20 protein-coding genes are annotated in these 20,099 nt (G+C 39.1%); all 20 read right to left on the reverse strand.

The window, feature by feature from the left end:
• Positions 1-601 precede the first annotated feature (601 nt).
• The 20 genes from B494_RS0103715 to B494_RS0103820 all read right to left on the reverse strand — a co-directional run bounded on the left by B494_RS0103715 (position 602) and on the right by B494_RS0103820 (position 19,678).
• The gene (locus tag B494_RS0103715) at positions 602-1,420 is read right to left on the reverse strand and encodes a stage II sporulation protein SpoIIQ (RefSeq protein ID WP_017471024.1); all 819 of its coding nucleotides are present in this window, start codon (positions 1,418-1,420) and stop codon (positions 602-604) included.
• A 57-nt stretch (positions 1,421-1,477) separates the two neighbouring features.
• Positions 1,478-2,521 carry a stage II sporulation protein D gene (gene spoIID, locus B494_RS0103720; RefSeq protein ID WP_241211391.1) on the reverse strand — a complete coding sequence of 348 codons (1,044 nt, stop codon included), beginning with the start codon at positions 2,519-2,521 and terminating at the stop codon, positions 1,478-1,480.
• 1,119 nt (positions 2,522-3,640) lie between these two features.
• Positions 3,641-4,948: a UDP-N-acetylglucosamine 1-carboxyvinyltransferase gene (gene murA, locus B494_RS0103735; protein ID WP_017471028.1), complete on the reverse strand. Its 1,308-nt coding sequence runs from the start codon at positions 4,946-4,948 to the stop codon at positions 3,641-3,643.
• Positions 4,949-4,984: 36 nt separating this feature from the next.
• The gene (locus B494_RS0103740) at positions 4,985-5,662 is read right to left on the reverse strand and encodes a YwmB family TATA-box binding protein (protein ID WP_017471029.1); all 678 of its coding nucleotides are present in this window, start codon (positions 5,660-5,662) and stop codon (positions 4,985-4,987) included.
• A gap of 95 nt (positions 5,663-5,757) precedes the next feature.
• Entirely contained in the window at positions 5,758-5,991 is a 234-nt protein-coding gene (locus tag B494_RS0103745; RefSeq protein ID WP_017471030.1) for a DUF1146 family protein, read from the reverse strand.
• 407 nt (positions 5,992-6,398) lie between these two features.
• Positions 6,399-6,803, reverse strand: coding sequence for a F0F1 ATP synthase subunit epsilon (locus B494_RS0103750; protein ID WP_017471031.1), 405 nt, complete (start codon positions 6,801-6,803; stop codon positions 6,399-6,401).
• Between the two features lie 19 nt (positions 6,804-6,822).
• Complete coding sequence (atpD, locus tag B494_RS0103755) at positions 6,823-8,226, reverse strand: F0F1 ATP synthase subunit beta (RefSeq protein ID WP_017471032.1); 1,404 nt, start codon at positions 8,224-8,226, stop codon at positions 6,823-6,825.
• Positions 8,227-8,255: 29 nt separating this feature from the next.
• A complete protein-coding gene (gene atpG / locus B494_RS0103760) occupies positions 8,256-9,128 on the reverse strand; it encodes an ATP synthase F1 subunit gamma (protein WP_026065139.1) in 873 nt (290 codons plus the stop codon).
• Positions 9,129-9,150: 22 nt separating this feature from the next.
• Positions 9,151-10,659, reverse strand: a complete 1,509-nt coding sequence (atpA, locus tag B494_RS0103765; protein ID WP_017471034.1) for a F0F1 ATP synthase subunit alpha — start codon at positions 10,657-10,659, stop codon at positions 9,151-9,153.
• A gap of 15 nt (positions 10,660-10,674) precedes the next feature.
• Complete coding sequence (locus tag B494_RS0103770; RefSeq protein ID WP_017471035.1) at positions 10,675-11,220, reverse strand: F0F1 ATP synthase subunit delta; 546 nt, start codon at positions 11,218-11,220, stop codon at positions 10,675-10,677.
• A complete protein-coding gene (atpF, locus tag B494_RS0103775; protein WP_017471036.1) occupies positions 11,217-11,735 on the reverse strand; it encodes a F0F1 ATP synthase subunit B in 519 nt (172 codons plus the stop codon). The genes B494_RS0103770 and atpF overlap by 4 nt, the downstream gene beginning before the upstream one ends.
• 50 nt (positions 11,736-11,785) lie before the next feature.
• Complete coding sequence (gene atpE / locus B494_RS0103780; RefSeq protein ID WP_017471037.1) at positions 11,786-11,992, reverse strand: F0F1 ATP synthase subunit C; 207 nt, start codon at positions 11,990-11,992, stop codon at positions 11,786-11,788.
• A gap of 75 nt (positions 11,993-12,067) precedes the next feature.
• Positions 12,068-12,790, reverse strand: coding sequence for a F0F1 ATP synthase subunit A (atpB, locus tag B494_RS0103785; protein WP_017471038.1), 723 nt, complete (start codon positions 12,788-12,790; stop codon positions 12,068-12,070).
• A gap of 18 nt (positions 12,791-12,808) precedes the next feature.
• Positions 12,809-13,186 carry an ATP synthase subunit I gene (locus tag B494_RS0103790; protein WP_017471039.1) on the reverse strand — a complete coding sequence of 126 codons (378 nt, stop codon included), beginning with the start codon at positions 13,184-13,186 and terminating at the stop codon, positions 12,809-12,811.
• A gap of 337 nt (positions 13,187-13,523) precedes the next feature.
• Positions 13,524-15,674: a S8 family serine peptidase gene (locus B494_RS0103795; protein ID WP_017471040.1), complete on the reverse strand. Its 2,151-nt coding sequence runs from the start codon at positions 15,672-15,674 to the stop codon at positions 13,524-13,526.
• Between the two features lie 157 nt (positions 15,675-15,831).
• Positions 15,832-16,461, reverse strand: coding sequence for a uracil phosphoribosyltransferase (upp, locus tag B494_RS0103800; RefSeq protein WP_017471041.1), 630 nt, complete (start codon positions 16,459-16,461; stop codon positions 15,832-15,834).
• Positions 16,462-16,728: 267 nt separating this feature from the next.
• Positions 16,729-17,964, reverse strand: a complete 1,236-nt coding sequence (gene glyA, locus B494_RS0103805) for a serine hydroxymethyltransferase (protein ID WP_017471042.1) — start codon at positions 17,962-17,964, stop codon at positions 16,729-16,731.
• Between the two features lie 49 nt (positions 17,965-18,013).
• A complete protein-coding gene (locus B494_RS0103810; RefSeq protein WP_017471043.1) occupies positions 18,014-18,580 on the reverse strand; it encodes a TIGR01440 family protein in 567 nt (188 codons plus the stop codon).
• The gene (rpiB, locus tag B494_RS0103815; protein ID WP_017471044.1) at positions 18,561-19,007 is read right to left on the reverse strand and encodes a ribose 5-phosphate isomerase B; all 447 of its coding nucleotides are present in this window, start codon (positions 19,005-19,007) and stop codon (positions 18,561-18,563) included. The genes B494_RS0103810 and rpiB overlap by 20 nt, the downstream gene beginning before the upstream one ends.
• Positions 19,008-19,084: 77 nt before the next feature.
• A complete protein-coding gene (locus B494_RS0103820; RefSeq protein WP_017471045.1) occupies positions 19,085-19,678 on the reverse strand; it encodes a low molecular weight protein arginine phosphatase in 594 nt (197 codons plus the stop codon).
• Positions 19,679-20,099: the final 421 nt, after the last annotated feature.

A 20,099-nucleotide genomic window follows, 5' to 3' on the forward strand; every position in this document is an offset into this window, starting at 1 on the left:
AAACTATATACTATTTTAATAATTAAAACATTGTTTCGCTTTCACACATTTGAATAAAATCTGTTGATCTATGTAAAAAGTTTTGACTGAGTCACCTGATCTTATTGTAATTTGAAAACTTGCATTCAACTGTCCTTTTAGCAAATATACTAACTTTCCTTATACTTGTCACTTTAAAATTTCACTTCGACGCTTGCTAGCCTGTCCTTTCTTAAGGGATAAAAAAGAGCCTGGGACAAAAGCGTAACAAGATAAGAAAAATCCGAACATTAATGTCTGATACATATAGCGCTTCGGTAAAACACTTCGCTTTCCGTGGGCACGGCTTCGGGCCTACAGGATGTAGGTCAGTTAGACGTTGTCCCAGGACGGGACGAAGTTAGTCTAACATTCCTCCACTGTGTGAAGAAGTACACTTCACACAGTGGATCCTCAGCTCGTGCTATTCCCACAGGATAAGGAAAGCGTCCTCGATCATACATCGCACGAAGAAAATCGTTCTTTATTTTCGAGGCGTCTACGTGTTTTTCCTACGCTTTGTTCAGAATGTTCGGATACGCCATTTCATTATTTAGTTATGTCCCACCCTCTTGCTAAATAATTAACTATGTGTCGTTGTTCTTCCGGATTCAAGATCTTCCTCTTCAGACTTGTCTTCTTGTTCTTCTTGTTCTTCTTGCTCTAGATCTGGTTGGTCTTCTGTCACATCTTCAGCATTAGTGATAACAATATCTGTGACGGGTTGTTCTAAAAATGTCTCAGGATTCACCGTTTGCCCTTCCTTACGCAACTCAAAGTGTACATGCGTACCTTTGTCTTGACCGAATAAACTTGTTCCGGCGTGGGCGAGTACATCTCCTTGTTCTACCTTATCACCAATCTTAACCTCAACATCTGTTAAACTAGAGTAATAAGTTGATACATCGTGATCATGTTCAATTTGAACGACAAAGCCTAATAACGGATCTTCCTTCACTTCTACAACTTCGCCACTTAGTGCTGCGACTACTGGCAAAGGATCACTTGTGCTAGCCGCAATATCAATCCCTTGACTTTGATAGTACTTATTATTGTAGAACACTAGGGCTTGTTCTTGATCTTCTTGTTCTACTTCATGATCATAAAACTTTGTGACAATTTGCGTCTCACTTTCTGATAAAACAGGCAAACTAACATTTTCGACTGGGCTTGTTACCGGATCAGATGCTTCATCTAATCGGTGCTGGTTGTCACCGCGCAATTCATCTTGCAAGTTGTGATCAAGGTTCAAATCAGGCTCTGAAATACGATCCATATTTTGATACCAAAGCACACCAGTTAGTAAGAGCGCAGCAACAACAAGATAAAGTGCCGGGAAAAATCCTTTTTTCTTAATGATTCGTTTCCAGTGGTATGATAATCCACGTTTTTCCTCTTTCATTTTCATCACCTCAGAAACCATTCTGATCAGAAAGAGGAATTTATATACATTTAATTTTTATTTTTTTGCAACAAGGGTCGGAATTGCTTCTGTTATCATTGAAATGTCGACACCTTGGTAATAATGGAGCACAATATCGCTATAATCCTTTCCTTCCTTAGCCATACCATTAGCCCCGTACTGACTCATCCCAACACCATGGCCAAACCCTTTAGTGGTGAAAACAAGGTGGTCATCTTTTTGTTCAATAGTAAAATCAGTTGATTTTAAATCTAACTTCTCTCTAATCTCTCTACCTGTAAAGACTTGCCCTCCCAATTCAACAGTCTGCACACGGTCACTTTCAGTATATGTCATACGTGGTGAAGAGACGATCTCATGAATAGTTATGCCAAGAGATTGCTCCACCTCATCAATAGGTATACTTTTTTGATCTAAAAATCGCGGCGAATCCTTATCCCATTCACTATCTACACTAATAAGATAAGGAAGCTCATTTTCCCAATAGTCTTGAGCGTTCTCTGTTTTACCATTACTTGTGGAAAAAAAAGCAGGTGTAATCAAGGCATCATTGTAAGTCAATATCTCCCCAGTCGTAACTGTCACCGCTTCACTTATTTTCTCATACTTCCAGTTAAAATCTGCTCCCCATAATGCTTTAAGCTCTTCTTCACTACGGTATACTTGATGTTGAACTGTATCTGTAATCGTCTTATCAGAATCCAACGAACCGGTTGCCATCAGATATTGAACAATATATGTCCTAGCCGCTAATGCTTGCGCTTTTAAGGCCTCTAGTTCAAAGTCAGCAGGCATTTCTGAAGCGACTACGCTAATCACATATTGTTCGAGCGGGACCGATTCTACTTGATCTGTTTCTGAACGTTCGACATTTACGGTAATCACACTCTCTTCATTTAAATCATGCTCTATTGATTGATCGTCTACCAATGTTTGACTTGGTAGCGGTTCTTTAGAGCTTAACAGAACAATTGATGATGGTAGGCCAAGTGCAACAATAATTAAGATCATTAGTACAATAAGGATAGGTTTGAAAACATTGTGCTCTTTTGATATGGGTTTAATAATAAAGCCCTCCAATCTAAAGTGATTATTAACAATAAACTATATGCTATTTGTCACTAGACTATGCGGATGGTCTTATCGTTCAGGAGGATTATCTCATTAGAGGTAAGTGAAACTTCTCAATACAGAATAAAATGATTTCTCATAGCAAGGCATGCATCGCTTCTCTCGCGAATAATTTTTCTCACTCACGGATAATACCGCCTTACTTGCAAGCGAAGAGTTAGGACATCATTTTTGAAGACAACGATTAATATGAAGCAAACGGAGCAAAAGAAAAGATGTTAAAAGATGAATAGATGATAACTTAGCATTTATTTTTAAAAATGAGCTTGTGTTGAATTTTTAATAACTTGCGAATTTTCATGTGGCAAAACTGATTTTATCATAACTTAAGAAAAACTCTAGCTTTTGGGGGTGACCACCAAATCAGTTATACACTTTTACTTTTTACATGCTCAAATAAAGCATATACTCCCATTACAGTAAGTAGAATTGGAAAAATGAATAACCAATTCTCATATTTTACGGAATGATCAAGCTTCAAGCCAAACAGATAAATATACATGACAAAAGAAAAAGAAAAACAAATTGAAGATGTTAATAAATTCATAAATTCGAAACACCTTTCTAATATTATCTATATATTGTATTAATTTTCTATTATAAACTATGTTAAAAATTAATGCATTAGTTTAATTTATTATGAAGGGAATAAGCATATGTGAAGATTAAATTTTTCAAAAGCTTTTATACTCAAAGTATTTGCTTCCTTTTGCTTTCTAATATAAATAACGTTTTGTCTTTGAAAAAAGCATTTGAAGAAGAGCGCACTAATTTTCTAGAAATTCAAGATGTCAAATCAAGTAATGAAGATTTTATGTCGAAGGGGTTCAAACTTCTCCTTAAAGCTTATACGAAAACTCCTTGAGGAACAGGACAAACCGAAAATTAGCTGAGGTTGTCCCTCAGGAACGCGGAGTGTATTTTCGTAGCCGAAGTTACGGTTAAAATAACTACATGATGACATTAAAATTTTATACTTTCTTACTTTATAAACAAAAACCACGCTCCACAGTACTTTAAAGCACCGTAGAGCGTGTTACACCACTTTCATTTGAAATAAAATATTTTCTATAATGATGAAATTTTTTCCAGTTGATCGACAGCTACACCTGCTTCTTCAATTTTAACACGTTCGACATCTGCACCAAGTAATTGAAGTTTTTCTGCTAAGTTAACGTAGCCACGGTCGATATGTTTAAGTTCAGTCACTCGGGTATATCCTTCAGATACAAGTCCCGCTAGCACTAAAGCAGCACCAGCTCTCAGATCAGTAGCTTGCACCTCTGCTCCTTGTAAATTAGCTGGGCCTTCGATAATGACACTGCGACCCTCAATTTTTATTTGAGCATTCATACGACGAAATTCTTCAACGTGCATAAAGCGATTTTCAAAAACAGTTTCTGTAATAACACTTGTTCCTTGCGCTTGGAGCATTAAAGCCATAATTTGTGATTGCATGTCTGTTGGAAAGCCCGGATGAGGAAGGGTTTTTACATCAACAGCTTTTAGCTTATCAGGTCCGATCACACGAATGCCATTAAGTTCTTCTTGAACAATTACACCCATTTCTTCCATTTTAGAAATTAAAGAACGTAAATGTTCTAGTTCCGCTCCTTCAATAAGCACGTTACCTGCCGTGATAGCGGCTGCTGTCATAAACGTTCCTGCTTCAATTCGATCAGGGATGATAGCATGTTCTGCTCCACGAAGTTGATTAACACCATAAATCTTAATATTTTCTGTTCCAGCACCAACAACTTTAGCACCCATTTTATTCAGGAAATTAGCAAGATCAACAATTTCTGGTTCCTTGGCCGCATTTTCAATTACTGTCTTACCCTTTGCTAACGCAGCCGCCATCATAATATTTTCTGTTGCTCCAACGCTAGGCATATCCAAATAAACCTTTGCACCTTTCAAAGGTTTATGAGTATATAATTCTACATAGCCATTTCCAACATGAACTTCTGCTCCCATTGCTTCAAAGCCTTTTAAATGTAAATCAATCGGTCTTGAGCCAATGGCACATCCGCCTGGCATTGCTACTTTGGCATGACCATACCGTGCAAGTAACGGACCTAGTACAAGGACTGAAGCTCGCATCTTCGTCACATATTCTAATGGCGCCTCTGTTAACAAAGGCTGTGTGGCATCTACAGTTAAAGTATTATTAATCATTTGTACTTTTGTATTGATATGAGTCAAAACATCTTGCATCGTATATACATCGGCTAAAGTCGGTACATTAGTAATCTTTGTTTTACCACTACTCGCCATAATTGTAGCAGCAATCACTGGTAAAACGGCGTTTTTAGCGCCTTCAACTTTTACTGTTCCAGATAACTTGCGACCACCTTTTATTATTATTTTTTCCAAGGCTCATTCTCCTCTAACATCAAAGTCTATATTTTATTAGTATTCAGTCGTTAGGATAGGTGTGCCAATTGTAAAGGTGGTTTCACCATCTCTTCCTATTCGACTCGCTATTTGCACATTCATCCCTGCATCTTCTACAGGAATTTCACTCTTGAACTGATCTGATAATCCAGAGACAACAATGAAATCTTCTTCTACTAGTCTATTGACCTCGGTAATCATTAAATCACTTTGTAATTTCTCAAAAAAATAACCACCATCTATAATACCATTTCCAGTCAACTGAACACAAGCATAATTGTGCATATTATTTGTGTAAATCGTGCCAATTAATGATTTAAATTGATTATATAGATCTTTATTTTCAAATAGTTCAACCACATCACCAGAAAGGTGGTAATTTAGCATAAGTTGCTGCTGTTTTCGGGATTTAACAATAGTTAATTCTTCTGTTATATTTGGACTAAGCATCCTGACATACTTCTCTTTAGACTGATCACTATGTAAAAAGCCCGTTTCTTCTATAAAGCTCTTTATCTTTTCAAATGTTTCGAATGATATTGACTCTTTAATCAGAAGCTCGCCTGTTTCAATTTGATATTGGTAGGCATCAGCAAAGTTGATCAACTCATGTAATGCCGTTTCCCCTCTTCCTAGAAATAAAACATGGGATATTATAACAGCAATAAGACTTTGAATAATAACTTTAGACATTAACAAACACCCTCACTTGATTTTATCTATCATTATCGACCAAGTGAAAGATGGCTATACGCCTAATCATTTGTCATAACTCGACATGTTAATCTTTAGAACAGATATAAGACTTGCTGCGCCCAATTGATTAAATCAATAAAAAACCGACTCACTGTTGAGCCAATAACAATCGTTATCAAAATAACCAGTATTCGACCTTCTATAATTCTATCTTTCTTAAAAATACCATCTAACCTGACCGCTTGTATAACTTGCCATGTGATGTAGATGAAAATCAAATGAGAGAAAATATTGATTAGCGCTTGTACACCAAGTTCTTCAATCATTTTAGCCCTCCCTAAATAATTTGTTATTTCCCAGGAAATATAGCTGATTTATGTCGTAATAACATTTTATATGAGCATGAAAAAAGTCTAACCGATAGCAATCATCATGTTTGTCTTCAACCTTAGAACGCTATTTACAACTACAATAAAACGATGCTCCAATCAGTAAGGAAAACATTCTTTCCCTATTAAAAGGTGATTGGAATATCAGGACATTCGTGCCCGTTAGCTCTCGACTAAACAGATCCTCAACTCTCTATTTTGTGCTAGGCTTTTTTTCGAACGGTTATCTGTGATAAAGGATTTTAAAAGAGCGCTCATATTTAACTAATAGTGTTCAACAAGATAACCAGCCGATATAGAAAAACTTTAACACAGTATATCACCGCGTTAAAGCTTTTTTTATATCAGATATCTTCATCTATCATATTTAGTCGATTGATTGCTCGTTTCAGCGCAAGCTCAGCTCTTCTAAAATCAACATGATCACGTTTTTGTTGAATTCGACGCTCTGCTCTTTCTTTAGCCTTTCGCGCACGTTGGACATCAATTTTCGCCGGTGTCTCAGCCGATTGAGCCAGTAATGTTACATGATCTTGATCTACTTCAATAAATCCTCCACCTATTGCAACTTTCATTGATTCATTTCCTGTCTTTAAGCGCGCTGAACTAATAATTAATGGAGCAATTAAGGGGGCATGACCAGGCAGTATCCCTAATTCCCCCTTTTCAGAGTGAACAACGACCATATCAAACTGATCATTTACAATACGACCATCTGGCGTAACCACCTCAACTGTTAATTTTTTCACCGTCTGCCCCTCCTTTGAATCAAACCATTTTCATCGCCTTTTCAACAGCTTCATCTATCGTACCTACAAGACGAAAAGCATCTTCAGGTAAATCGTCGTATTTCCCTGCTAAAATCTCCTGAAAGCCCCGAACCGTTTCTTTTACTGGTACATAAGATCCTGGTTGCCCAGTAAACTGTTCAGCAACATGAAAGTTTTGTGATAAAAAGAATTGCATCCGACGTGCGCGGGCAACGATGATTTTGTCTTGATCTGACAATTCATCCATACCTAAAATTGCAATAATATCTTGTAATTCGCGATAACGTTGCAATGTTTGCTGTACTTGATGGGCCACCTTATAGTGCTCTTCTCCAACGACATTCACATCCAATGCACGCGATGAAGAATTTAATGGATCAACGGCTGGATATATACCTTGCTCTGCCAATTTTCTATCTAAACTTGTTGTCGCATCCAAGTGAGTAAAAGTTGTCGCTGGTGCTGGATCCGTATAATCGTCAGCTGGTACATAAATGGCTTGAATCGATGTAACCGAACCATGATTCGTTGATGTAATACGCTCTTGTAAACGACCCATTTCTGTAGCCAACGTTGGTTGGTAACCAACAGCTGATGGCATTCGTCCTAACAATGCCGATACCTCCGATCCTGCTTGGGTAAACCGGAAGATATTATCAATAAACAGCAGAACGTCCTGTCGCTCTTTATCTCGAAAATATTCAGCCATGGTTAAACCTGTTAATGCTACACGCATCCTTGCACCTGGTGGCTCATTCATTTGCCCGAAGACCATCGCTGTTTTCTTAATGACGCCTGAATCTTTCATTTCAAAATACAAATCGTTACCTTCACGCGTTCTTTCACCAACACCGGCAAAAACAGAAATACCCCCATGTTCTTGAGCAATATTGTGTATCAATTCTTGGATTAGCACTGTTTTACCAACACCTGCGCCTCCAAATAGTCCTATTTTACCCCCTTTAATATAAGGAGCGAGTAAATCGACAACTTTAATACCTGTTTCTAATATTTCTGTTTCGGTCGACAGCTTACGAAAATCCGGAGCAGGGCGATGAATTGCTAGTTTTTTGGTGTCTTCAGCTAATGGTGCTTCTCCATCTATTTCTTTGCCTAATACATTAAAAATTCGACCTAATGTTTCTTTTCCTACTGGCACTTTAATAGGGGCATGCGTATTTGTGACTTGATCGCCACGTCTAATCCCTTCTGTTGCAGACATCGCAATGGTCCTAACTTTATGGTCACCAAGGTGAAGTGCTACTTCAAGCGTAATCTCAACGATTTGCTCATTTTGATGTGCACTCACGATCAACGCATCGTTTGTATTCGGCAATTCACCTTCATCAAATTTAACATCGATGACGGGGCCAATGACTTGTGTGACATATCCTTTACTCATCGATTATTCCTCCTATAACAAACGTTTAATCATTTTTGCGCGTCTGCTCCACTAATAATCTCTGACAATTCTTGCGTGATTTGAGATTGACGTGCTCGATTATACTGCATACGTAAATCTGAAATCATTTTGTCAGCGTTATCTGTTGCATTACGCATCGCATTCATCCGCGCTGCATTTTCACTTGCTTTACTTTCGAGGAAAGCACCGTATATTAAACTTTCTGCATATTGTGGTAAAAGTGATTTTAATATCCCTTCTTCATTTGGCTCAAAAATAAATTCACTGTGCCGTGATTTCTTCAAATCTTCAACATCGTCTTCACTAATCAACGGCAAAATCCGCTTTGAACGAACTTCTTGAGTCATTGCTGATAAGAAATGATTATAAATCATTTCAAGCTGATCAAATTCACCATCTAAATAAAACTGAACCGTATCAAAGGTTAAGTCCTCAAGATCACTAAAATATGGGCTGTCTGGCAAGTCTGTTACCGTTCTTAGCACAGGCATGTTCCGCTTCTTAAAATAATCCCTGCCTATTCTTCCGATCGATATAATCGTATATTCACGTGGTGAATGATGGCGTTCTTCAATAATCTCTTCCAAACGACGCAACACTTGGCTGTTAAACGGACCAGCTAATCCACGATCGGCCGTCACAACAAAGTAAGCTGTTTTCTTCACTTTGCGTGGAATAATAATCGGATGATTATGCTCACCATAACTTTCAACAATATGATGGACCATTTCCTCAATTTTTTCAGCGTAAGCAACAAAAGCATGATTGGTTGTTTCTGATTTACCTAGCTTAGATGCCGCCACCATATGCATCGCATTAGTGATCTGTTTCGTTTTTTCAGTCGAATTGATTCGCTTTTGGATTTCTCTTAACGAGGGTATCATCACTCATCCTCCTTCGACACTATACTGACCGAACAAACTGCTTCATAAAAGTAACAATCGCCTCTTCCATGTCTTCTGGTTCTGCTAATTGTCCACTTTGTCGAATTTGCTCTAATAACGTTGAATAACCACCATCTAAATAGGTATAAAATTCTGATTCAAAACGATTGATATCCTCAACTGGAATGTCATCTAAATAACCGTGTATCAATGCATAAATAATCATGACTTGCTTCTCCATGGCAATCGGTTTATGCAAACCTTGCTTCAATACCTCTAAGGTACGTTTACCGCGGTTTAATTTAGCAATTGTCGCCTGATCCAAATCTGATCCGAATTGTGCAAATGATTCTAGCTCGCGATATGAAGCCAAATCAATTCTTAGTGTTCCCGCTACTTTCTTCATTGCTTTCGTTTGCGCTGACCCACCAACACGTGATACCGACAACCCTGGATTAATCGCAGGTCTTACCCCAGAAAAGAATAAGTCAGACTGCAAAAAGATTTGTCCATCCGTAATCGAAATAACATTCGTTGGAATATAAGCTGAAATATCACCTGCTTGTGTTTCGACAAACGGTAAAGCGGTAAGAGATCCTCCACCTAGCTCATCACTTAACTTCGCTGCTCGCTCCAATAGTCTTGAGTGTAAATAAAAGACATCACCTGGAAAGGCTTCTCTTCCTGGGGGACGCTTTAATAGTAACGATAACTCACGGTAAGCAGCTGCCTGTTTTGACAGGTCATCATAAATGACTAAAACATGTTGACCGTTATACATAAATGCTTCACCCATTGCAATACCAGCATACGGCGCTAAATATTGTAGTGGTGCTGGCGCTGAAGCACCGGCATTAATAACAATTGTATAATCTAGTGCTCCATACTTGCGAAATGTTTCTACAGTAGCCCGCACCGTGGAATCTTTTTGTCCAATCGCCACATAAATACAAAACATATTCTGATTTTTTTGATTAAGTATGGTATCGACGGCCACAGTTGTTTTTCCTGTTTGCCGATCGCCAATAATGAGCTCACGCTGGCCTCGTCCAATCGGTACAAGTGCATCGATCGCTTTGATCCCAGTTTGAACAGGTTCATGTATCGATTTCCGATCCATAACACCAGGTGCTGGAGATTCAACCGGTCGCGTCTGATCCGTATTAATCGGCCCCTTACCATCTATTGGCTGGCCCAAAGGATTGACCACACGTCCTAGTAATGCTTCACCAACGGGCACCTCCATAATTCGACCTGTTCGTCGAACTTCATCGCCTTCTCGAATCGAAAGGTGAGAACCAAGAATAACCACTCCGACACGATCTTCTTCAAGGCTTTGCACTAAACCCATTGTTCCATCTAAGAATTCAACAAGCTCACCAGACATGGCATTGTTCAAACCATAGATTTGGGCGATACCATCTCCTGTTTCGATAACGGTCCCAATATCCTGTATTTCCGTGTCATTCTGATAATACTTGATTTGTTTTTTTATCAGGGCGCTAATGTCTTCAGCTCTGATATCCATGCCATTTCACCCCTATCACCTTTTATATAACGGAACAAAATTCCGTTTCATTTTTTGAATCCGACCTTGAACGGACGCATCGTATACTTGTTGATTAACAATAATTTTAAAACCACCAATCACACGTGAATCAACAATATTATTTAATTTAAGTTGTTGGTAACCAAATTTTTGAGCGAACCGATTTGATATTTCCGCTTTTTCTTCCTCAGATAATGGTTCAGCCGTCCGTATTTCTCCAATAGCAGTACAGCGATCTTGGTTTAATAGTCGGACATAATGATCGACCATAGCAACAACATCTTTTTCTGCATGATGCTCAACCATGATCAATAAGGTCTTAACAACTTCGGCAGAAAAGGTTGTAAAAGTCGATTTGATAATACGTGCTCTATTCAGCCATTGCTGTGGATTCTGAAGGAAACCAACCAAATCTGATTTATCATGAAAAACCTCTCTAATCACTTGCAATTCAGATTCAATACGATCTTGATGTTCTTGTTCTTTAGCCACTTGATACAAGGCCTCGGCGTAACGTCTAGCTTTTAGACGGTTTTTCATGAGTTGTCCTCTCCTAAGCGATCCAAACGCTCTTGAATTAATCGTTTTTGATCCTCTGGACTAATTTCCTTTTGGATAATATCCATAGCTATTTGAAACGCGATATCAGCTACTTCTGATTGCATTTCTTGCAATACTTCTTGACGTTCGACAGCCATTTCCTCTTCAACGTCTTGTCTCATCTTTTTCGCTGTATCTCGGGCTTCAGCTAAAATATTTTCTTCTAAAGTGGTTGCCGACTTCTTTGCATCAATAACAATTTGTTTCGCTTCTTTTCGCGCATGTTCTAATTTCTGATCCGCTTCTTTAATCGCTTGATCTGCTTCGACTCGCTTCTCTTGAGCTGTTTCCAATTCTGTGGCAACAAAATGCTCGCGCTCTTCCATCACTTTAATTAACGGCCCCCAAGCGAAACGCTTCAGAAGAAAAATAAGCGCAGTAAAACTGACAAGTGTTACGATAATATTACCAATATGCAAACCACCAACGGCTGCGCCGATTACGACGTGTTGCACCATAGCCACTCCTTCCATAACAATAAATTATTCCACAATTACAATGTCCTTTATAAGATCATAAAGGCAACAACGACAGCAAGAATTGGAATTGCCTCTACAAGTGCGATACCGATTAACATGACGGTTTGGAGTGGTCCACGCAATTCAGGTTGACGTGAAATCCCTTCGATTGTACTTTTTACAATAATACTGTTAGCAAAACTTGCGCCTAATGCTGCAAAACTAACGGCAATAGCGGCTGCTATAGCTTCCATGTTTTTTCCTCCTCTAAATTCAGTTCAAGTTGTTGAGGTCCTGTAATTAGACAAACCTCTCTCTATATTGCCTTATTAATGGTTTTCTACTTTATGTGACATATAGACCATAGACAGCGTAGTAAAAATAAAAGCTTGGATAGCGCCGATAAACAAACTAAATCCTTGCCACAAAATCATAGGAATAAGAGCACCAATAAAGGCGATCGGTAGTGTAACAAATGCCATCTCTGCAATTAAACCGAGTAATATTTCTCCAGCAAATATATTACCGTACAAACGGAAACCCAGAGTCATGGTATTGGTAAACTCTTCAATTAACTTAAATGGCAAAATGAAGAATACAGGTTTGACAAAACTTTTAGCATACTTTTTTGTCCCCCGCATTTTTACACCATAAAAGTTAGTCATAATGATCATAAAACCTGCTAAGGTCAAGGTCACACCTGCATCAGCAGTTGGTGATTTCCACCAAATATCACCATCATAGACCCCAATAACGATTACACCCAAAATATTACTAATAAAAATAAACGTAATTAACGTCAAAGCTAATGGTAAAAAAACTTTACCGGTACGCCAATCCATCGAGTCATTAATGATCTTTTTAACAAAATCAACGACCCATTCCATAAAGTTCTGGATACCGGTCGGTTTCATCTTTAAATTGCGTGTTGCTAACACAGCAAGAATAAAGACAATCAAACATGAAACCACCATCATCATGGCACTTGACAAATCAATACTTAACCAAGGTATCCCAAATAGATTCTCAATAATTGGTGCACCATGATCCATTATTCTCACCTCTTTTCTCTATTTTAATGATTCGGTTTTTAAACGAACAAAGGCCTCAAGCAAGATAACAACGTACTTGAGCATCAGCCCCATAACCACTGCAAAAAAATTAATATAAGCATCGTATCGCCATGCTAACGCCACGACAAGTAAAGCTGAGCCAATACGGCTAATTGTCCCAGCTGTTGCAAATCGTCTATATCCCATGGCGACTTCAGCAATTTGATTAATATGTCTTTGCAGTAACCATAAATTTGTGTAGCTCGCTAAGCTTCCTAGCAACAAACCAAGCCATGTTCGTTGACCTAAAGTTAAAACCGTCCCAATAATCATGATCAATATCATGCCTTGAAGCCATTTCCTTTGGCATCTTATCATTTGTTGATAATGATCCATTTGACTACCTCCAACGTATTTCAACTCGATCTTTAAACCGAATAATCCCATTATAACACTCGTTGTCAAAAAAAGCGTATAGACATGAAAATTTCACAATTAAAAGCGGTTACATACTAATTATAGTTGAATATAGCGAACCTCTTGTTCTTAAATACAAGAAGAACCGTCGACAAAGTGAGTAAGACATTTGTGTCCGTTATCGTTCACCTAAATAGATTTACCTCTGTCCTCTATTTTGAGCTGGTTGTTTTCAGACGGTTATCAGCGATATAAACACCCCCCTTTGCCACGTCTAAGCGAAGGGGGCGTTTCATCTGAGGTTATAGGATCTACTTCATAAATGATAATGATGTTGGTAATAGTGAACGTCCTCATCTTTGATCACTGTGACATTAAATAGATAGTCTGCTTGATTTTTATATTCACTTAAATCTAATTGGACTTCTAACATCCCCGCTTCAGCATCTTCTTGCTCATAGACACGTCCAATATGCGCGTAGGTAAAGGGATCATAAACATCAATTATGATCTGATCACTCGTTTCTGCCAACTGTAACCGGCACTGATAACGATCCGGAAAAGCAGAGATAGGCTCAATCTCAAATCCAGCAACCTTAGGATAAGCTGCGGTTTGATTAATGAATAAATAAGGTAACTGATAGTGTTGATTATCAATTACTATGCTGAGATAATCTTGATGGATGCCCTGCTCCAGTTGATCGGGTCGTAATGTAACCGAAACCGGTAAATCTCTCGATTGTCCCGGTTCAATCGTGATTGTAGAAGGAAACCTCCAACTCATCCCCGCTTGGAGATTCGAGCGCTCAAATCGAATCGAAGTGGCTTGATCAGATACATTTTCTATTGTGAAATGATGTGTTTTAATTTCTTTTCTGTCTTGAACTAAACCGAGATTTGCCATTGGATTCTCAATAATAATAGGTGTGTTAATAGCAGCTTCAAGATTCACTTGCCCCATCCCTTGTTCTGTTGGGATTTGTTCAGGTAAATGCTCTGCTTGTGTCAACAAAGCGCCCTTCAACTGTTGAGGCGTCCAATTGGGATGGGCTTGCTTTAATACTGCTAATACACCTGTTACATAAGGTGCTGCCATACTCGTACCTTGCAAACTGGCATAGCCATCTGGGATGGTACTCAAAATATCAACGCCAGGAGCGACAACTTCGGGTTTTATTTGCCAACTCGTTGTAACAGGACCCCTCGAACTAAAACGAGCAATCTCATTATCATGTGTGACAAAGGTAGTTCTTAACCACAACTTCTTCTGGTCATGCATTTGTTTTACTAACCACTTGCCATCATCCTTACCAATGATAGCAGCGGGAGTTTCAGATAAATAATCTATGCTTGCTTCAATTTCCTCATCACTATCGTTATATATGAGTACCGCTTCAGCATTTGCTTCTTCAGCTCTAACCATCTTTTCAGTAAATGTTACTTCACCCCGTTGAAATAAGACAATATGTCCCGTCGCATCGGCAAGTTCCTCCGTACCAAGCCCGCCATCTACCACAGGATAGTCACGGGTTAGCTCCCAGTCAGCACTACCTGCCATTTGTTTTAGTGCCATTTTACGGTTGCGAGGAAACGCTTCTAAAATAGGTTCAGTATAGACTTGTGTCGACGCGCCAACAGAAATGGCGTCTGTTGCCGTTGCTGGTGAACCAACTGTCCATAGATCTGGACCGGTGTTGCCATTAGCAATAACAACAGAAACCCCCTTCTCAACAGCACGATTCACTGCAATACTCGTTGGCCAATCTGGTCCATTTACCGCATTCCCTAATGATAAATTAATAATATCCATGCCGTCATTTACAGCTCTTTCTAAAGCAGCAATTACTTGAATGGTTGTTCCCATCCCGCCTGGTCCTAAACCGCGATAACCATATAATTCAGCATCTGGCGCCATACCTTGAAAAGCACCATTCGCTGCTATAATCCCAGCAACATGTGTGCCATGAATAGTTGGTATACCTTGATCTGCTGTTGTTTCCATCGGATCATCATCAAAATCAACGAGATCGTAACCGCCTTTAAAATTCGGGGCTAGATCAGGATGTTGATAATCAATACCTGTATCAATCACGCCTACTTTTACACCTTTCCCTGTATATTCATCTTGATCGACTGATTTTATTGAGGTGGTTGGAACGGATATTGGCTCGGTGTGTTGTGGATTTACCGTATATGTAGTAATTGGATAAGCTTGCTTTACGGATTGATGTTTAATAATGCGTTCAAGTTGTGTTGATTTACCTTCGATAGCTAGACCTTGTAATAGCGTATCGAAGCGCTCGATTATTGTCACATTCGGAAAATCTCGCGCTAGTTCTGATTCGAATTTTTCAGTAGCTGTTTCAAGTTCAATTAATACACGACTGGTGTCAATGGCTGCATTTACTTGTGGTGTTATTGTTAAGGAGAGAAAAATGATTAGACTCATTATTGACGTTAACTTCACTATATGTAGTCCCCTTTTTAAATGTAGTATGTGATAACAGATCATTGATCATACATTTTTAACCACAAAAAAACACTCCCGAACAGGAGTGTTTTTGTCAAATACAAATGGTTCTATATGTAGTTATAGAGTAGTGATTCGGAAAGAAAAGATCGCGTTATTTTGTGCCGTACAAACGATCACCTGCATCACCTAAACCTGGGACAATGTAACCTTTTTCGTTGAGTCGCTCATCCATAGCAGCCAAATAGATATCGACATCAGGATGTGCCTCTTTAATAAGATCGACACCTTCTGGAGCAGCAATTAAACACATTAATTTAATATTTTGGGCTCCTCTTTTTTTGAGTGAATCAATCGCATCTTTAGCTGAACCGCCTGTGGCAAGCATCGGATCAACAACAATTAATTCTCTTTCCGCTATATCATTAGGCATTTTAATATAGTATTCCACCGGCATTAACGTTTTGGGATCACGGTATAAGCCAACATGACCGACCTTGGCGGTTGGGATGTGGCGAAGGACACCTTCTACCATACCAAGCCCTGCGCGTAAAATCGGGATGATTCCAATTTTTCTTCCGCTTAAAACATTCGATTCCATTTTTGCCACTGGGGTTTCAATCGTCACCTGAGTGACTGGTAAATCACGAGTAATTTCATAAGCCATTAAACCTGCGACTTCGTCAACAAGTTCTCGGAATTCTTTTGTTCCCGTTTCCGTTTTACGGATGTGGGTCAACTTGTGCTGAATTAGTGGATGATCCAATACAAATACATTTCCCATCGTTTGACCACTCCTCATTAAAATGATGTATCTATAAAAGTGTACTGAAATTTCACAACGCTTTCAAGTCATCTTAGTAGGAATTTTGTTGAAAAATGTTTTTTATCACAGATAATCGTCCTTAAAACGCCCATCTCGAAATAGAGTATAGATCTTATTTATTTTGACGAACACTAATGACCTGACTCATTCAAGTGAAAATCCTTTCTGAAAATGGACCAATAAATAACCGACAAGTGCATAAAGCCCTGTCGGTTATTTATTGGTTTAACGATATAAAGGGAATTGGTCTGTCAATGCTTTAACACGCGCGCGTGCTTCTTGTCGTTTCGTTTCATCCGCATGATGCTTTAACGTGAAAGCAATAATTTTCCCGACTTCCTCCATCTCTGTTTCTTTAAAGCCGCGCGTCGTTACGGCAGCCGTTCCAACGCGTACCCCACTTGTGACAAATGGACTTTCTGGATCAAATGGAATCGTGTTTTTATTCGTAGTAATACCCACATCATCAAGTGCTTCTTCAGCTTCTTTTCCTGTCAAGTTAAGACTACGTACATCAAGTAATAATAAATGATTATCTGTTCCACCTGAAATGAGACGTACACCTTCTTTTTCAAGTGCTTGAGCAAAAGCTTTAGCATTTGCTATAATTTGTTTCGCATAGTCAGCAAAATCAGGGGCAAGTGCTTCTTTAAAAGCAGCCGCTTTTGCTGCAATGACATGCATAAGGGGACCGCCTTGGATACCAGGAAAAACAGCTTTATCTATTTGTTTCGCATATTCTGCCTTCGTTAAGATCATACCACCCCGTGGGCCACGCAATGTTTTATGCGTCGTGGTCGTGACAAAATCTGCATAAGGAATCGGATCTGGATGTTCACCGCTTGCGACCAAACCAGCAATATGCGCCATATCAACCATTAAATAAGCCCCTACTTCATCAGCAATACGGCGAAACGCCTTAAAGTCAATTGATCGCGGATAGGCACTAGCGCCAGCGACAATAAGTTTTGGTTTAACAGCTAATGCTTTTTGGCGTACCACTTCGTAATCAAGGGTTTCTGTTTCTTTATCAACACCATATTCTTCGAACTGATAAAGCTTTCCACTAAAATTAACAGGGCTTCCGTGGGTTAGATGACCACCATGTGATAAATTCATGCCAAGTACTGTATCACCCGGTTGCAAAAAAGCATGATAAACAGCCATATTAGCTTGTGCACCTGAGTGTGGCTGAACATTAACATGCTCAGCGCCAAACAATTGCTTGGCACGATCACGCGCTAGATTTTCTGCGATATCGACATACTCACAACCACCATAATAACGTTTATCAGGATAACCTTCTGCATATTTATTTGTTAACACAGATCCTTGTGCTTCCATCACTGTTTCAGATACAAAATTTTCTGAGGCAATCAACTCAATTTTATCATGTTGACGTGCCCTTTCTTTTTCAATTGCTTCAAATAGTTCTATGTCGTGAGCTTTTACGTTTTCCATCTTTCTTCATCCCCTTATCTAAATTGAATATTCCTTAATTGAAGCTGTATTATCTATAGACTGCACGCTCTCCCCCAATTAACTTAGGACGTGTATAAGCCGCGTTCACACGCGCGTGACCGATCTGATTTTGTTCTAACCTTACAGGAACAGCTACATGTTTAATATGCATGCCAATCATGGAATCACCAATATCAATACCTGCTTCGACTTGAGCAAATTCAATTAAAACAGGATCATCAAGGTTGCGATAGGCATAAGTAGCCATTGCCCCTCCTGCTTTTAAGGCTGGCACCACATGAACCGGATCATAACCTTTAGCTTCAGCAAAATTACGTTCAGTAACGAGGGCACGATTTAGATGTTCACAGCACTGGAATAATAGAACCACCCCTGTTTTTTCTTGAAGTTGCTTCATCGCCTTAAAGATACGCTCAGCTACTTGCTCATTACCCAATGTGCCAATCACATGACCCATGACTTCACTTGTTGAACAGCCGATGACTAGAGAACACTTTGTTTTAAAGTTGTCATTCGCTAGCCATTCTTTAACAAGTTGACTAAGTTGCTGATCAAGCTCTTCACAATTTAGTGGTTCAGTTTGATTTCGATTCATATTCCGTCACTTTCCCAATACGTCGCGCATGTCTACCACCTTCAAATTGGCCACCAATCCAAGTCTTTACGATTTCTTTCGCTAGATCGACACCAATAACACGTGCACCCATTGCCAAGACATTAGAATCATTGTGCTCTCGCGTTACACGTGCTGTATAAACGTCATGAACAAGCGCACAGCGAATGCCTCTGACTTTATTAGCTGCTATCGACATGCCAATACCTGTCCCGCAAATGACAATACCACGATCATATTTGCCTTCAGCCACCTTTTCTGCGGCTGGAATCCCATAATCTGAATAATCCACAGAATCTGGACAACCACACCCGATATTATCGACTTCAATATCTAGTTCTTTCAGAAAGGCTTCGATTTCACTGGCTAATTCAAACCCACCATGATCTGATGCTAGTACGACTTTCATCCTTACACACACCTCTCAGTCATTATAGTCTCTTATATTGTACTCATTTTTCGACAGAAAGAACAGTTGCTTTATTATTATTCTGACAATTTTTTTATTAACGTCTCAATCGCATCATTAATTTCGGCCAATGTCTCTTGATAGGCTTGCTGATCCATCCCAAGTGGATCGGCAATATCATAGTTTGGTAACTCTTTCTCTATACGTTCAATTTCGTCTTGTTCTTCTCTTAAAAATGCTCTGAGTTGTTGCTCTGTTTGTTGGTGGCCATGTTCTTCATGAACAAGCATGCGTTTCTCTTCCAAGTTAAGGTAAGCTTTCTTTAAGTCTTGCCATTTCTCATCAGCGTCATCACTTACATATTCCTTTAATGTAAACAATTTTTCAAAAGCACGCGAATATTGAGTAGCAACGACTTGTTTATGTTGACGCGTCATCGTTAAGATCAAATCAGCCCAATCCACCAGTTGATCATTAATCCGTTGTGATGATTGCCCTTCAAAATCAAGCTCCATTGATTTAAGCGCCTTAACCGTCCCCTCACTTGTTGGTATACCGTCAACAGTTGAAATACCTGCTGATTTCACATGATGATTTGTTCTCGCCTTCATTATCGCTTCTGCCATTGGACTTCGACATGTATTTCCTGTGCAGACAAATAGAATATTCATCATTTCTCCCCTTTTCGCAAGTATGATTAGCTAAATAATAACATACTCGCTCAATATCGACCAAATGACTTATTCTTAGAGGTTAACAGAAAATAACAAAAGCTAAAAGAACATAAAGCACGGAGCAATAGCGAAAACAAAAGCGTCGACTTAACATATCTTCCTTCGAAATCAAATAAGTGTTCCGTGTAAAAAAGGGCGGGACGAAACAAAAATGATTGTCTAAAACACGAACGGTTCTTTCAAAAAGTCATTGCAATGTGAAATAGACTCGCTTTCTGCGGGCACGGCCTCAGCTAACTTTAGAAGCAAAACCCGCTTCTAAAGTGGATCTTCGGACTCGTGCTATTCCCGCAAGAGTCTCCTCTATTTCAATTGCTATAGAACGTGTGGTATATACAGGTAAATTAGTCGGACAAAA

Source organism: Amphibacillus jilinensis Y1, from assembly GCF_000306965.1.
Taxonomy (GTDB): domain Bacteria; phylum Bacillota; class Bacilli; order Bacillales; family Amphibacillaceae; genus Amphibacillus_C; species Amphibacillus_C jilinensis.

What these genes read in the sequence shown, in the direction of transcription:
- glyA (WP_017471042.1), bottom strand. Translation starts at nt 17,964, where the DNA reads ATGGAAAACGTAAAAGCTCACGACATAGAACTATTTGAAGCAATTGAA.
- B494_RS0103715 (WP_017471024.1), bottom strand. Translation starts at nt 1,420, where the DNA reads ATGAAAGAGGAAAAACGTGGATTATCATACCACTGGAAACGAATCATT.
- upp (WP_017471041.1), bottom strand. Translation starts at nt 16,461, where the DNA reads ATGGGAAATGTATTTGTATTGGATCATCCACTAATTCAGCACAAGTTG.
- B494_RS0103790 (WP_017471039.1), bottom strand. Translation starts at nt 13,186, where the DNA reads ATGGATCATTATCAACAAATGATAAGATGCCAAAGGAAATGGCTTCAA.
- atpA (WP_017471034.1), bottom strand. Translation starts at nt 10,659, where the DNA reads ATGGATATCAGAGCTGAAGACATTAGCGCCCTGATAAAAAAACAAATC.
- B494_RS0103740 (WP_017471029.1), bottom strand. Translation starts at nt 5,662, where the DNA reads ATGTCTAAAGTTATTATTCAAAGTCTTATTGCTGTTATAATATCCCAT.
- rpiB (WP_017471044.1), bottom strand. Translation starts at nt 19,007, where the DNA reads ATGAAAGTCGTACTAGCATCAGATCATGGTGGGTTTGAATTAGCCAGT.
- B494_RS0103745 (WP_017471030.1), bottom strand. Translation starts at nt 5,991, where the DNA reads ATGATTGAAGAACTTGGTGTACAAGCGCTAATCAATATTTTCTCTCAT.
- atpB (WP_017471038.1), bottom strand. Translation starts at nt 12,790, where the DNA reads ATGGATCATGGTGCACCAATTATTGAGAATCTATTTGGGATACCTTGG.
- B494_RS0103770 (WP_017471035.1), bottom strand. Translation starts at nt 11,220, where the DNA reads ATGAAAAACCGTCTAAAAGCTAGACGTTACGCCGAGGCCTTGTATCAA.
- atpE (WP_017471037.1), bottom strand. Translation starts at nt 11,992, where the DNA reads ATGGAAGCTATAGCAGCCGCTATTGCCGTTAGTTTTGCAGCATTAGGC.
- atpD (WP_017471032.1), bottom strand. Translation starts at nt 8,226, where the DNA reads ATGAGTAAAGGATATGTCACACAAGTCATTGGCCCCGTCATCGATGTT.
- B494_RS0103820 (WP_017471045.1), bottom strand. Translation starts at nt 19,678, where the DNA reads ATGAATATTCTATTTGTCTGCACAGGAAATACATGTCGAAGTCCAATG.
- B494_RS0103810 (WP_017471043.1), bottom strand. Translation starts at nt 18,580, where the DNA reads ATGAATCGAAATCAAACTGAACCACTAAATTGTGAAGAGCTTGATCAG.